Origin of the sequence: Streptomyces sp. SN-593 (assembly GCF_016756395.1) — a bacterium.
In the GTDB taxonomy this organism is placed as follows: Bacteria; Actinomycetota; Actinomycetes; order Streptomycetales; family Streptomycetaceae; genus Actinacidiphila; species Actinacidiphila reveromycinica.
This window is the reverse complement of the sequence record NZ_AP018365.1, coordinates 5581316-5595113: the sequence shown is the minus strand read 5'-3', so window position 1 is coordinate 5595113 and position 13798 is coordinate 5581316. Positions and strand designations below refer to the sequence as shown.

Below are 13798 nucleotides of genomic sequence, written 5' to 3'. Positions count from 1 at the left end.
CGCGCCCGTACTCAGATCTTGATGTTGGAGATGGTCTGCGCCACGTTGCTGGTGAGGTTGGTGATCTGGGGCGCCCACGAGGAACTGGCGAGATAGAAGCCGAGCAACGTACAGGCCACCGCGTGCCCTGCCTTGAGCCCTGAACGGCGGATCAGCAGGAACACGATGATCAGCAGCAGCAGCACCGCCGAAATCGAGAGTGCCACAGCGGCTCACCTCCTCATACGCAGGGTCCATGTCAGTTGCCACATGCTTATTACCCACCCACGGCTACGGATCATAACTTTCCGTGCGACCGCATAAGTCGGAGCACGGAAGCACGCGGGGGCGCATGAACAGATCCAGCCAACGCCCGTGTCCGGTAAGGCTCCTGGGCCCGGGACAGATGACCAGGTCAGCGTGGCGCGGGCGACACCGGCGGTAATCCGGGGGCGATTGTCGGTGCCAGCCTCTAGGGTCGCGGGTATGACGTACCTCTCATTCCCCCGGCAGCACGCGCGGACACAGCGGTTCACCCTCGGGGCCCCGCGGGCGTTCGCGGTCGCGCCCGGCGGGGAGCGGGTGGCGTTCGTGCGCTCCCGGTCCGGCACCGACCGGGAGCAGTTGCTGTGGGTGCTGGACCTGCCGCCCGCCGGCGAGGGGGAGCCGGCCGGCTCGGCGGTGGAGCGGCTGGTGGCCGACCCCGCGGCCGTGCTGGGCGGTGCGGACGAGGAGCTGTCCGCGGCGGAGCGGGCCCGGCGCGAGCGCAGCCGGGAGGGCTCCGCGGGCGTGGTGGCCTTCGCCGTGGACCGCGCGGTGGCGCTGGCCGCCTTCGCGCTGTCGGGGCGGCTGTTCGTGGCGGACCTGGCCGGCGCACCGGGCCCGGGCGGGGCGGAGGGCGCGGCCGCGTTGCGCGAACTGCCCGTGCCGGGCCCGGTGGTGGACCCGCGCCCGTCCCCGGACGGCCGCTGGGTGGCGTACGCGGCGGGCGGCGCGCTGCGGGTGGCCCGCAGCGGGGCGCCCGCGGACGCCGGGCCGGCCGGCGGCGCGGGTCCGGCCGACCGCGCGCTCGCCGAGCCCGACGGCCCGTCGGTGACGTGGGGGCTCGCGGAGTTCGTGGCCGCGGAGGAGATGGACCGCACCCGCGGCTTCTGGTGGGCGCCGGACAGCAGCGCGCTGCTCGTCGCGCGGGTGGACGAGTCCCCGGTCCAGCGCTGGTGGATCTCGCAGCCCGCCCACCCGGACCGGGCACCGGTCGAGGTCGCCTACCCGCGGGCCGGCACGCCCAACGCGGAGGTGACCCTCGCCCTGTTCGGCCTGGACGGCTCGCGCACGGACATCGACTGGGACCGCGACCGCTACCCCTACCTCGCGTCGGTGCGCTGGTCGTCGGGCGGCCCCGCGCTGCTGCTGGTGCAGAGCCGGGACCAGCGCGCGCAGGCGTACCTGTCGGTGGACCCCGTGACGGGCGCGACCGAGGCGGTGGCCGTCGAGGAAGATCCAACTTGGCTGGATCTCTTCCCCGGTGTGCCGGTCCGGACCTCCGACGGTGAACTGGTCACCCTCTCCGACGCGTCGGGCGCCCGCGCCCTCACCGTGGGCGGGCGGGCGCTGACCGGCCCGGAGCTGCACCTGCGGGCGGTGCTGGACGCCGGGGAGGACGACTTCCTGGTGACCGCGTCCGCCGGCGAGGCTGCGGCCGATCCGGAGATCGGCGAGGTGCACGTCTACCGGGTGGACGGCGGCGGCGCCCAGGCCGCCCCGGTCAGGGTCTCGGACCGGCCCGGTGTGCACACCGCGGTCCGGGCCGGCGACGTGACCGTGCTGACCTCCTCCACCCTCGACCGTCCCGGTCCGGTGACCCGGGTGCTGCGCGGCGGCACCGAGATCGGCCGGATCGCGTCACGCGCCGAGACCCCGTCGCTGACCGCGCGCCCCCGGCTGCTGGAGGCGGGGCCGCTGCGCATCCCGACCGCGGTCCTGCTGCCGACCGGCTGGCGCGAGGGCGACGGCCCGCTGCCGGTGCTCCTCGACCCGTACGGCGGCCCGCACGGCCAGCGGGTGTACGCGGCGCACAACCCGCACCTGGTCTCGCAGTGGTTCGCCGACCAGGGCTTCGCGGTGATCGTGGCCGACGGCCGCGGCACCCCGGGGCGGTCCCCGGCGTGGGAGAAGGCCGTCGCCGGCGACTTCGCCGGGGTCTCGCTGCCCGACCAGGTGGCGGCCCTGCGCGCGGTCGCCGAGCTGTACCCGCTCGACCTGGGCCGGGTGGCGATCCGCGGCTGGTCCTACGGCGGCTACCTCGCCGGCCTCGCGGCGCTGCGCCGCCCGGACGTCTTCCACGCGGCGGTGGTCGGCGCCCCGGTCACCGACCTGCGGCTGTACGACACGCACTACATGGAGCGCTACCTCGGCGACCCCCGCGAGCACCCGGAGGTCTACGAGGCGAACTCCCTGGTGGGCGAGCACGGCCTGGTCCAGGCCGCGGAGCCGGCCCGGCCGATGATGGTGATCCACGGCCTCGCCGACGACAACGTGCTGGTCGCCCACTCGCTGCGGCTGTCCACCGCGCTGCTGGCGGCCGGCCGGCCGCACGAGGTGCTGCCGCTGTCCGGGGTCACCCACATGACGCCCCAGGAGCAGGTGGCCGAGAACCTGCTGCTGCTCCAGGTGGACTTCCTCAAGCGCGCCCTCGGCATGCGCCCGCAGAAGTAGCGGAGGCGGCGCCCGGGGCGCCGCTGACATCCGGGCACCGCCCGCGGGTGCGGACCCGGCGTGCGGCGCCCGACCGAAGCCCTCGACACTTGATGTGTCGGGGGCTTCTTCGGTTGCCGCCGGTCGGGTGATGACGGCGCGCGCCCGACCCGGCCGCGGGGGTCCGGGAAGGCGGGCGGAAGGTGGGCGGAACGGCCGGCCGGGAACCCGTCTTCACGAGCCCCGGCCGACCTACGGCACCCGCACGGCCGTACGTTGTTCAGACTGCTCGGTCCGTATATCGGAGCTGCGACAGAAAAGTTGCTTACATGTAAACGCGGTACGTACCAGTACATCCGTTATGTCCGTTTGATATGACCGTTGTCAAGCACGTAGGGACACCAATCTGCAAAACCTTCGCTCAAGATGCCAAACAACAAGCTTTCTTCCTTCCTCCCCCCCTTGACTGGAAGTTGATTCCATTGCGAAAGTCCGCTCAACCCATGACGCACAACCTGCGTCGCATCGCACGCTCTCGGCCCCCGGGGAAGTAACCAGATGACGAGTCCAAGCCAGGCTGCCGCCGATGGCGACAGCCTCACCCTCGAGCCCGAGGGCAACTCCGGCACCCCGGGCACGAAGGACCCCCGTGAACTCGCCGGACGCACCCCCGGACAGCTGGCCTGGATGCGCTTCAAGCGCGACAAGACCGGTATCGCCTGCGCGATCGTCGTGGCGCTGTTCATCATCCTTCCGCTGTGCGCGCCGCTCATCAGCAAGCTCTACGGCAAGAACGCGTACGACCTGTACGGTCAGGACGACGGCCTGCTGAACGGCTTCGGCCTGCCGATCAAGCCGAACGGCGGCATCAGCGGCGACCACTGGTTCGGCATCGAGCCGCGCCTGGGCCGCGACGTGTTCATGCTGCTGCTCTACGGCATCCGCACCTCGCTGCTGATCGCGCTCGCGGTCACCGTGCTCGCGGTCGGGGTCGGCGTGCTCTTCGGCCTGACCCAGGGCTACCTCGGCGGGAAGACCGACTACTTCATGGGCCGGTTCTCCGACTTCATGCTGTCCTTCCCCAGCCAGCTCTTCTTCATCGCGTTCTCCCCGGTCGTGATCCTCTTCTTCGTCAAGCCCGGCGAGCAGGAGTCCTGGTGGGTCCGCCCGGTGGTGCTGATCGGGGTGCAGTTCATCCTGGGCTGGATGAGCATCGGCCGACTGGTGCGCGCCCAGGTGCTGAGCCTGCGCGAGCGGGAGTTCGTGGAGGCGGCCCGGATCAGCGGTGCCTCCTCGTGGCGGATCATCAGCAAGGAGCTCCTGCCCAACATCTGGAGCACCATTCTGGTGCAGTCCACCCTGATGCTCCCGGTCTTCGTGACGGCGGAGGCGGGCCTGTCCTACCTCGGCGTCGGCATCGTCGACCCCACGCCGGACTGGGGCCTGATGTTCCAGACCGGCGCCACGTTCTACGACAGTGACATCACCTTCATGTTCTTCCCCGGCATCGCGATGGTGATCTTCGTGGTCGCCTTCAACCTGCTCGGGGACTCGGTCCGGGACGCTCTCGACCCCAAGACCCTTCGCTAGCGGTCCCCGTACCCGGGGTGCGGGTCCGCCAGCTCATCGTTCCAGTTGTCCAGGTCGTCGGACCGGTCCGTGCACGCGGCCGCCGGGCGTCGGCATCAGTGGCAGTTCAGTCCAGACAGGCAGGATTTCATGAGACACAGCAAAGCTCGCTTGGTGGCCGCGGTCGCGGCCGTCGGAGCTCTGTCGCTGACCGCCTCCGCGTGCAGCAGCGGTGGTGGCGACACCAGCCCGAGCGGCGCAGGGGGCGCCAGCAAGGCACCGGTCCCGAACTACGGCCTCGGCACCGCTGCCGACTCCACGGGTCCGGCTCCTGCGGTGGCGGGCGCGACCAAGGGCGGCACCGTCCAGGACCTGGACCAGGCGGGCTTCGACTACCTGGACCCGGCCCAGCAGTACGTGAGCGACCAGTTGTCGGTCTCGCCGCTGTACGCCCGTACGCTGACCGGCTACAAGATCGACCCGAAGACCGGTAAGACGATCCTCGTCGGCGACATGGCCACCGACACCGGCAAGATGTCGGACGGCGGCAAGACCTGGACCTTCACGCTCAAGAGCGGCCTGAAGTTCCAGGACGGCACGACGATCACGTCCAAGGACGTGAAGTACAGCATCGAGCGGCTGTTCGCGAGCTTCGTCACGCAGGGCCCGGTCTACATCCAGAGCTGGCTGTACGGCACGAACTTCAAGGACGCCTACGCGGGGCCGTACGACGGCAAGGAGATCCCGGACAGCATCCTCGCCACGCCGGACGACAAGACGGTCGTCTTCCACTTCCAGACCCCGCACGCCGACGCGCCCTACGCGATGGCGATGCCGGTGACGGCTCCGGTCGAGAAGTCCAAGGACGACAAGGCCGCGTACAACAACCACCCGGTCTCCTCCGGCCCGTACGAGATCGCCTCGTACAAGCCCGGCAAGTCCCTGGTCTTCAAGCGCAACCCGTACTGGGACCCGAAGACCGACCCGATCCGCAACGCCTACCCGGACTCCTGGAACTTCCAGCTCGGCATCCAGCAGCCGGGTCTGACCCAGCGGATCATGGCCGGCTCGGGCACCGACAAGGACGCGATCGACCTGTCCGGTGTCGCGGACACCTCGCAGATGGCCAAGCTGACGACGGACGCGGAGTACAAGGCGCGGACGATCAACCAGTACCAGCCGTACGTCGAGACCCTCGACATCAACACCAAGCGGATCACCGACCCGAAGGTCCGCCAGGCGATCGCCTACGCGTTCCCGATGTCGCAGGTCCAGCAGGCCATGGGCGGCTCGCCGCAGGGCGACCTGGGCACCACGCTGCTCAGCCCGACCATCGCCGGGTGGAAGAAGTACGACCCGTTCGGCAAGCTCACCCAGCCGACCGGTAACGTGGAGAAGGCCAAGGAGCTGCTGAAGGAGGCCGGTCAGCCGCACCCGAAGCTGGTCTTCCCGTACGCGAACACCCCGAAGTGGTCCACGGTCTCGCTGACCATCGCCAACGCGCTGGAGAAGGCCGGCTTCCAGGTCGTCCGCAAGGCGATCGACGCGACGTCCTTCTACACGATCGTCGGCAAGGTGAACAACCAGTTCGACATCTACCGCACCGGCTGGGGCGCGGACTGGCCGAACGCCTCCACCGTGGTCCCGCCGACCATGGACGGTACGAACCTGACCGACGGAACGAACAACTACTCGTTCCTGAACGACCCGCACATCAACAGCGAGATCCAGCGGATCAAGAACATCGCTGACGTCAAGACCCAGACCGCCGAGTGGGAGAAGCTGTCGGAGTACTCCCTGTCGAAGGACACCGCCCAGGTGCCGTTCCTCTTCGACAAGTACTTCAACATCTACGGCTCCGGCCTGGGTGGTGTGACCTACAACTCGGTCGTCGGCACCATCAACGCCAACACCGTGTTCGTCAAGCAGTAGTCCGACAACCGGGCAGCCGGCCCAGGCGACCGCCTGGGCCGGCTGCCCCCGGATCTGACCGCGCGGCCGCCGCCCGCGCCCCCACGGAAGAGCTCACCGATGCTCCGTTTCCTCACACGTCGCGTTCTGGGCGCGATCGTGATCCTGGTGGCCATCAGCGCCGTCACCTATTTCCTGTTCTTCGTACTACCCGCCGACCCGGCTCAGCTCGCGTGCGGCAAGAACTGCTCCAACCCCGGCATCGTGCGGGACATCCACCACCGCATGGGCCTGGACCTGCCGGTCTACCAGCAGTACTGGGACTACATGACCGGCATCTTCACCGGCCGGCACATGCCCGACGGGCAGAACTGCCCGGCCCCCTGCTTCGGCTTCTCCTTCGCCAACGACCAGGCGATCTGGCCGACCATCGCCGACCGCTACCCGACCACCCTGTCGCTGGCGATCGGCGGTTCCGCCGCGTTCCTGATCATCGGCGTCGGCCTGGGCATGCTCGCCGCCTGGCAGCAGGGCAAGACCTTCGACCGCGTCGCCAGCTCCATCTCGCTGCTCGGCAACTCGGTGCAGATCTACTTCATCGGCCCGCTGGCCATCGCGCTGTTCGCCGACAACCTCGGCTGGTTCGACCACGGCCACGACCCGACGTGGTCCTCCGACCCGGTCGGCTCGATCAGCGGCCTGGTGCTCCCCTGCCTGGTCATGTCGGTGATCTTCTGGTCCAACTACAGCCGGCAGACCCGCTCGCTGATGATCGAGCAGCTCTCCGAGGACCACATCCGCGCCGCCCGCGCCAAGGGCATGGGCTCGAAGTACGTGTTCTACCGCTACGCCCTGCGCGGCGCCGCGGCCTCCATCATCACGATCTTCGGCATCGACCTCGGCTCCGTCTTCGGCGGCGCGATCATCACCGAGTCGACGTTCGGCCTGCACGGCCTCGGAATGCTCGCGGTGAACGCGGTGACGCAGACCGACCTGCCGCTGGAGATGGCCGTCATGCTCTTCAGCGCCACCGCGATCGTCACCTTCAACATCATCATCGACGCCTGCTACGCCCTCATCGACCCGCGGATCAGGCTGTCGTGACCGCGGCCCCGCACCACCCCCGTGGTCGCGCCGGAGGGAACCCCCTCCGGCGGCCGGCGGGGGGACCCCCAAGCCGCGACCACCAGCGCACCACCCGGTAGGAGACCCCGCCCGTGACCATCCTGACGAAGCCCGAGGCCGAGCCGACGCCTCAGGAATCCGAGCACTTCCTCTCGGTGCGCGACCTGTACGTCCAGTTCGCGACGGAGGACGGCGTCGTGAAGGCCGTCGACGGCCTGTCCTTCGACCTCGACCGGGGCAAGACCCTCGGCATCGTGGGCGAGTCCGGCTCCGGCAAGTCGGTCACCAACCTGGCGATCCTGGGCCTGCACAACCCGCGCAACGCCACCATCACCGGCGAGATCGTGCTCGACGGCCAGGAGCTGACCGGCGCCTCCGAGCACACGCTGGAGAAGCTGCGCGGCAAGAAGATGTCCATGGTCTTCCAGGACTCGCTCACCGCCCTGTCGCCGTACTACACGGTCGGGCGGCAGATCGCCGAGCCCTACATGAAGCACATGGGCGCCTCCAAGAAGGAGGCGCGGTCACGGGCCATCGAGATGCTGGACCGGGTCGGCATCCCGCACCCCAAGTCGCGGGTGGACGACTACCCGCACCAGTTCTCCGGCGGTATGCGGCAGCGCGCGATGATCGCGATGGCGCTGGTCTGCGACCCCGAGCTGGTGATCGCGGACGAGCCGACCACGGCGCTGGACGTGACCGTGCAGGCCCAGATCCTGGACCTGCTCAAGGACCTCCAGCAGGAGAGCGGCACCGCGATCATCCTGATCACCCACGACCTGGGCGTGATCGCCAACACCGCGGACGACGTGGTCGTGATGTACGCCGGCCGGGCCGCCGAGCGCGGCACCGTGCGGGACATCCTCAAGACGCCCCAGCACCCGTACGCCTGGGGCCTGCTGGGCTCCATCCCGCGCCTGTCCGCGTCCGTGGACGTGCCGCTCGCGCCGGTCCCGGGTTCGCCGCCCAGCCTGCTGAACCCGCCGTCGGGGTGCCCGTTCCACCCGCGCTGCGCGTTCGTCGACCAGGTGCCGGACAGCCTGTGCACCACGGAGCGGCCCACGCTGCCTGCGGGACGCGGTGCGGCGTGCCACCTCACGGCGGACCAGAAGCGTGACATCTTCATCGAGCAGATCCAGCCGCGGCTGCGCTGACCAGGAGTCGAGGAACAAGCAATGACTGAACAGGTGACCCTGGACAAGGTCCCCGAGCCGCGCCCCGGTTCGGGTGAGAAACTGCTCGAGGTGTCGGGGCTGCAGAAGTACTTCCCGATCACCGGGGGCTTCGTCTTCCAGCGCCGGGTGGGCAGCGTCCGCGCGGTGGACGGGCTCGACTTCCACATCGACGCGGGCGAGGCGCTCGGCATGGTCGGCGAGTCCGGCTGCGGCAAGTCCACCACCGGCCGGCTCGTCACCCGGCTGCTGGAGCCGACCGCCGGCCGGCTGGCGTACGCCGGGCAGGACATCACGCACTCCTCCCGCAAGGAACTGGCGCCGATCCGGTCCGAGATCCAGATGATCTTCCAGGACCCGTACGCCTCGCTGAACCCGCGGCAGACGGTCGGCAGCATCGTCTCGGCGCCGATGGAGATCAACGGGATCAACCCGGCCGGGGGCCGCGAGAAGCGGGTCCGCGAGCTGCTGGAGATCGTCGGCCTGAACCCCGAGCACTACAACCGCTTCCCGCACGAGTTCTCCGGCGGCCAGCGGCAGCGCATCGGCGTGGCCCGGGCGCTGTCGGTGAACCCGAAGCTGATCGTGGCCGACGAGCCGGTCTCCGCGCTCGACGTCTCCATCCAGGCCCAGGTGGTGAACCTGCTGCAGAAGGTGCAGCGGGAGCTCGGCATCGCCTTCCTGTTCATCGCGCACGACCTGGCGATCGTCCGGCACTTCTCGCAGCGCATCGCGGTGATGTACCTCGGCAAGATCGTGGAGATCGGCGACCGCGAGTCGATCTACGACAAGCCGCGCCACCCGTACACGCACGCGCTGCTGTCGGCGGCGCCGGAGGCGGACCCGGACGACGACGGCCGCGAGCGCATCCGGCTGGCGGGCGACGTGCCCTCGCCGATCAACCCGCCGTCCGGCTGCCGGTTCCGCACCCGCTGCTGGAAGGCCCAGGACCTCTGCGCGGAGCAGGAGCCGCCGCTGGTGCAGCTCGGCGGCAGCTCCGACGGCCACCTGACGGCGTGCCACTTCCCGGAGGAGCCCTCGGTGGAGGCGCGCAAGGAGGACATCGTCCTCGACCCGGCGCTCGCCGCGATCGAGGACTCCGGGCCGGCGGCGGCCTCCGCGGAGGAGACCGCCTGACCTCCGGCCACCGCCGCGGTACCCGTGAACGCCGGGGCCGTGCCCGCCCCCTCCTCGGGGGGCGGGCACGGCCCCGGCGTTCGTCCGTCTCCGGTTCCTCCTCCGGGAGGCCGGCGCGGTCGGCGGCCGCTCACTCGGGCGGCACGATCTGCTTCTCCTCCGCGAAGTGGCACGCCGAGGGGTGCTCGGTCGGACCGGCGGTGGCCCGGAAGACCTCGGGCACCGCCAGCAGCGGCTCCTGCTCGGCGCAGATCTCCTGGGCCTTCCAGCAGCGGGTGCGGAACCGGCAGCCGGACGGCGGGTTCGCCGGCGAGGGCACGTCGCCGGCGAGGATGATCCGCTCGCGATGCTCGCGCGCCTCCGGGTCGGGCACCGGCACCGCGGACAGCAGCGCCTGGGTGTAGGGGTGCGTCGGGTGCTCGTAGATCTCGGTGTCCGAGCCGATCTCCACGATCTTGCCGAGGTACATCACCCCGACCCGGTCCGCGATGTGCCGCACGATCGACAGGTCGTGCGCGATGAACATGTACGACAACTGGAACTCGTCCTGTAGGCGCTCCATCAGGTTGACCACCTGCGCCTGCACCGAGACGTCCAGCGCGGAGACCGGCTCGTCGGCCACGATGACCTCCGGGCGCAGGGCGAGGCCGCGGGCGATGCCGATGCGCTGGCGCTGACCGCCGGAGAACTGGTGCGGGTAGCGGTTGATGTACTCGGGGTTGAGCCCGACCACGTCCAGCAGTTCCCGCACCCGGCGCCGCCGGTCGCCCTTGGGCGCCACCTCGGGGTGGATGTCGTACGGCTCGCCGATGATGTCCCCGACCGTCATCCGCGGGTTCAGCGAGGTGTAGGGGTCCTGGAAGACCATCTGGATGTTCCGGCGGACCGCCTTCAGCGCCCGCCCGGACAGCCTGGTGATGTCCTCGCCCTTGTAGAGGATCTCGCCCGCGGTGGGCTGCTCCAGGTTCATCAGCAGCTTGGCCACGGTCGACTTGCCGCAGCCGGACTCGCCGACGATCCCCAGCGTCTCCCCCGCGTACAGGTCGAAGGTGACGCCGTCGACCGCCTGCACGGCGCCGATCTGCTTCTTGAAGAGGATGCCGCGGGTCAGCGGGAAGTGCTTGACGAGGCGGCGGACCCGCAGGATCGGCTCCCGGCCGCCGGGGTCGGGCGGCACCGGCAGCTCAGGCGTCTGCGGATGGGAGGCTGTCGTCATCCAGGGTCTCCTTCCAGAAGTGGCAGGCGCTCGCCCGGTCCTGGCTGACCCGGTACAGCGGGGGCACGTCGGTGCGGCACACCTGCTGCGCGCGCGGGCAGCGCGGGTTGAAGGCGCAGCCCGGCGGGATGTGCAGCAGGTTGGGCGGCAGGCCCTTGATCGCGTACAGCTCCTGCCCCTTGCGGTCCAGCCGCGGAATCGAGTCGAGCAGGCCCTTGGTGTACGGGTGGGCGGGGGCGCGGTAGATGTCGTGGACGGGCGAGGTCTCCACGATCCGCCCCGCGTACATCACCGCGATCTTGTCGGCCACGTCCGCGACCACCCCCAGGTCGTGGGTGATCAGGATCAGCCCCATGTTGTACTCGCGCTGCAACTCCGCCAGCAGGTCCATCACCTGCGCCTGCACCGTCACGTCCAGCGCCGTCGTCGGCTCGTCCGCGATGATCAGGTCCGGCTCCAGGGCCAGCGCCATCGCGATCATGACGCGCTGCCGCATGCCGCCGGAGAACTGGTGCGGGTACTGCTTGACGCGCTCGCGCGCGGCGGGGATGCGGACACGCTCCATCAGCTCGATCGCCTTGGCGCGGGCGTCCTTGCGGGATGCCTTGTGGTGCACCCGGAACATCTCGCCGAGCTGGTCGCCGACGCTCAGCACCGGGTTCAGCGAGGACAGCGCGTCCTGGAAGATCATCGCCATCTTCGCGCCGCGGACCCGGCGGCGCTCCTCGGTGCCGAGCCTGAGCAGGTCGCGGCCCTGGAAGACGACCTCGCCCTGGGTGACGAACCCCGGTGGCGAGTCGAGGATGCCCATGATCGCCTGCGCGGTCACGGACTTGCCGGACCCGGACTCGCCGAGCACCGCCAGCGTCTCGCCCGCGTGGACGGAGTAGTTGACGCCGTTGACCGCCTTCGCGGTGCCCTCCCGGGTACGGAACTCCACGTGCAGGTCCCGCACGTCGAGCAGCGGGCCGTCGCCGGCGCCGGCGGGCGGCCGCCCGGACGGCGCCTCCGCCGCGTCCGTGGCTCCTGTGCCACCTGTTGGCATCGCGACGCCTCCTAGCGCAGCTTGGGGTCGAGGGCGTCGCGGACCGCGTCGCCGAGCATGATGAACGCCAGCACCGTGATGCTCAGCGCGCCCGCCGGCCACAGCAGCATGTGCGGCGCGTTGCGGATCTCGCTGGACGCGTCGGAGATGTCGATGCCCCAGGAGACGGTGGGCGGCTTCAGGCCCACGCCGAGGTAGGACAAGGTGGCCTCCAGCGCGATGTACGTGCCCAGCGCGATGGTGCCGACCACGATCACCGGGGCGACCGCGTTGGGCGCGATGTGGCGCACCAGCATCCGGGAGTTGCCGGCGCCGAGGGCGCGGGCGGCCTGCACGTAGTCGTTCTGCCGGGCGGTGATCACCGAGCCGCGGGCGATGCGCGCGATCTGCGGCCAGCCGAGCAGCACCATGAAGCCGACCACCGGCCACACCGTGGAGTTGGTGACCACCGACAGGAAGACCAGGCCGCCCAGGACCACCGGGATGCCGAAGAACACGTCGCTGATCCGGGAGAGGATCGAGTCCCACCAGCCCCCGAAGAACCCGGCCAGGCCGCCCAGCACGCTGCCGAGGATCACCACGCCGGCGGTGGCGCAGACGCCGACGGTGACCGACGCCCGGGCGCCGTACACGACGCGGGTGTAGACGTCGCGGCCCTGGTTGTCGAAGCCGAAGGGGTGGCCGGGTGCCGAACCCTCCTGCGCCCTGGCCAGGTTGGCCTTCAACGGGTCCTGGGTGGCGATGGTGCCGGGCCAGATCGAGATGAAGACCAGGAAGAGGATGATCAGCGCGGAGATGATGAAGATCGGGTTGCGCCGCAGGTCCCGCCAGGCGTCGGACCACAGGCTGCGGGGCTTGGCGGCGGGGCCGCCCTCCTGGTCCTCCCCCGGCGGCTTCTCCAGGGTCTCCGCGTCGGTGGCGGCCAGGTCCATGCCGCCGCCGAAGCCGCCGGTCGGCGCGATCGCCTGGTTGGGGTCGAGCGGCTCTTTGGGGTCCATCGGTTCAGGCATAGCGAATCCTCGGGTCCAGGACCGCGTAGAGCAGGTCGACCAGCAGGTTGGCCAGCAGGAACACCAGCACCAGGATGGTGACGAAGCCGACCACGGTGGGAGCGTTGTTGCGCAGGATGCCCTGGTAGAGCTGGTAGCCGACACCGTGGATGTTGAAGATGCGCTCGGTGACGATCGCGCCGCCCATCAGGGCGCCGATGTCGGTGCCGATGAAGGTCACCACCGGGATCAGCGAGTTGCGCAGCAGGTGCCGGGTGATCACCCGGTGCCGGGGCAGGCCCTTGGCGACGGCGGTGCGCACGTAGTCGGCGCGGGTGTTCTCGGCGATCGAGGTGCGGGTGAGCCGGGTGACGTAGGCGAGCGAGACCAGGGCCAGCACCAGACCGGGCAGGATCAGCTCGTTGAACGGCGCGCTCGGCGACACCGAGGGCGCGGTCCACTTCAGCTCCACGCCGAAGACGTACTGGAGCACGTAGCCGGTCACGAAGGTGGGCACCGAGATGACCACCAGCGTCAGCAGCAGCACGCCGGTGTCGACCGGCTTGCCGCGCCGCATGCCGGTGATCACGCCGAGCAGGATGCCGATGATGATCTCGAAGATGATCGCCACGATGGTCAGCCGGATGGTGATCGGGAAGGCGCTGCCCATCAGCGAGGTCACCGACTCGCCGTTGAAGGCGGTGCCGAAGTCCCCGACGAAGATGTTCTTCATGTAGTGCAGGTACTGGGCCCCCAGCGAGTGGTCGAGGTACAGGTCGTGCCGGATCTGGGCGGCGGTGGCCGGGTCGGGCGCCTTGTCGCCGAAGAGCGCGGCGACGGGGTCGCCGAGCGCGTAGACCATGAAGAAGATCAGGAACGTGCTGCCGATGAACACCGGGATCATCTGGAGCAGCCGCCGGATCACATAGCGTCCCACGGGGCCTCCTGCACGGGGTGCGGG

At 70.0% G+C, this 13798-nt stretch carries 11 protein-coding genes; 6 read left to right on the top strand and 5 right to left on the bottom strand.

Features of this window, described 5'->3' with window-relative positions; all coding sequences use genetic code 11:
* Nucleotides 1-11: 11 nt before the first annotated feature.
* Entirely contained in the window at nt 12-206 is a 195-nt protein-coding gene (locus RVR_RS23830) for a hypothetical protein (protein ID WP_202235898.1), read from the bottom strand.
* 259 nt (nt 207-465) lie between these two features.
* Between RVR_RS23830 and RVR_RS23825 the strand changes: the two genes are divergently transcribed.
* The 6 genes from RVR_RS23825 to RVR_RS23800 all read left to right on the top strand — a co-directional run bounded on the left by RVR_RS23825 (nt 466) and on the right by RVR_RS23800 (nt 9587).
* Nucleotides 466-2694, top strand: coding sequence for a S9 family peptidase (locus RVR_RS23825; RefSeq protein WP_202235897.1), 2229 nt, complete (start codon nt 466-468; stop codon nt 2692-2694).
* Nucleotides 2695-3231: 537 nt separating this feature from the next.
* Complete coding sequence (locus RVR_RS23820) at nt 3232-4263, top strand: ABC transporter permease (RefSeq protein ID WP_202235894.1); 1032 nt, start codon at nt 3232-3234, stop codon at nt 4261-4263.
* A 129-nt stretch (nt 4264-4392) separates the two neighbouring features.
* On the top strand, nt 4393-6174 hold the full coding sequence (locus RVR_RS23815) for an ABC transporter substrate-binding protein (protein ID WP_202235892.1): 1782 nt from the start codon (nt 4393-4395) through the stop codon (nt 6172-6174).
* Between the two features lie 99 nt (nt 6175-6273).
* A complete protein-coding gene (locus RVR_RS23810) occupies nt 6274-7257 on the top strand; it encodes an ABC transporter permease (protein ID WP_202235890.1) in 984 nt (327 codons plus the stop codon).
* Between the two features lie 113 nt (nt 7258-7370).
* Nucleotides 7371-8432: an ABC transporter ATP-binding protein gene (locus tag RVR_RS23805; protein WP_202235888.1), complete on the top strand. Its 1062-nt coding sequence runs from the start codon at nt 7371-7373 to the stop codon at nt 8430-8432.
* A gap of 21 nt (nt 8433-8453) precedes the next feature.
* Complete coding sequence (locus tag RVR_RS23800) at nt 8454-9587, top strand: ABC transporter ATP-binding protein (RefSeq protein WP_202235886.1); 1134 nt, start codon at nt 8454-8456, stop codon at nt 9585-9587.
* Between the two features lie 130 nt (nt 9588-9717).
* Here RVR_RS23800 and RVR_RS23795 read toward each other — a convergent pair whose 3' ends face one another.
* The 4 genes from RVR_RS23795 to RVR_RS23780 are packed head-to-tail and all read right to left on the bottom strand — an operon-like array spanning nt 9718 to nt 13774.
* Nucleotides 9718-10803 (bottom strand): ABC transporter ATP-binding protein, encoded by a 1086-nt coding sequence (locus tag RVR_RS23795; protein ID WP_202235884.1) that lies wholly within the window; start codon nt 10801-10803, stop codon nt 9718-9720.
* A complete protein-coding gene (locus tag RVR_RS23790) occupies nt 10772-11848 on the bottom strand; it encodes an ABC transporter ATP-binding protein (RefSeq protein ID WP_202235882.1) in 1077 nt (358 codons plus the stop codon). Before RVR_RS23790 ends, RVR_RS23795 begins: the two co-directional genes overlap by 32 nt.
* A gap of 11 nt (nt 11849-11859) precedes the next feature.
* Nucleotides 11860-12858 carry an ABC transporter permease gene (locus RVR_RS23785; protein ID WP_202235880.1) on the bottom strand — a complete coding sequence of 333 codons (999 nt, stop codon included), beginning with the start codon at nt 12856-12858 and terminating at the stop codon, nt 11860-11862.
* Nucleotides 12851-13774 carry an ABC transporter permease gene (locus RVR_RS23780; protein WP_202235878.1) on the bottom strand — a complete coding sequence of 308 codons (924 nt, stop codon included), beginning with the start codon at nt 13772-13774 and terminating at the stop codon, nt 12851-12853. The genes RVR_RS23785 and RVR_RS23780 overlap by 8 nt, the downstream gene beginning before the upstream one ends.
* Nucleotides 13775-13798: the final 24 nt, after the last annotated feature.

What these genes read in the sequence shown, in the direction of transcription:
- RVR_RS23825 (WP_202235897.1), top strand. Translation starts at nt 466, where the DNA reads ATGACGTACCTCTCATTCCCCCGGCAGCACGCGCGGACACAGCGGTTC.
- RVR_RS23820 (WP_202235894.1), top strand. Translation starts at nt 3,232, where the DNA reads ATGACGAGTCCAAGCCAGGCTGCCGCCGATGGCGACAGCCTCACCCTC.
- RVR_RS23815 (WP_202235892.1), top strand. Translation starts at nt 4,393, where the DNA reads ATGAGACACAGCAAAGCTCGCTTGGTGGCCGCGGTCGCGGCCGTCGGA.
- RVR_RS23810 (WP_202235890.1), top strand. Translation starts at nt 6,274, where the DNA reads ATGCTCCGTTTCCTCACACGTCGCGTTCTGGGCGCGATCGTGATCCTG.
- RVR_RS23800 (WP_202235886.1), top strand. Translation starts at nt 8,454, where the DNA reads ATGACTGAACAGGTGACCCTGGACAAGGTCCCCGAGCCGCGCCCCGGT.
- RVR_RS23795 (WP_202235884.1), bottom strand. Translation starts at nt 10,803, where the DNA reads ATGACGACAGCCTCCCATCCGCAGACGCCTGAGCTGCCGGTGCCGCCC.
- RVR_RS23790 (WP_202235882.1), bottom strand. Translation starts at nt 11,848, where the DNA reads ATGCCAACAGGTGGCACAGGAGCCACGGACGCGGCGGAGGCGCCGTCC.
- RVR_RS23785 (WP_202235880.1), bottom strand. Translation starts at nt 12,858, where the DNA reads ATGCCTGAACCGATGGACCCCAAAGAGCCGCTCGACCCCAACCAGGCG.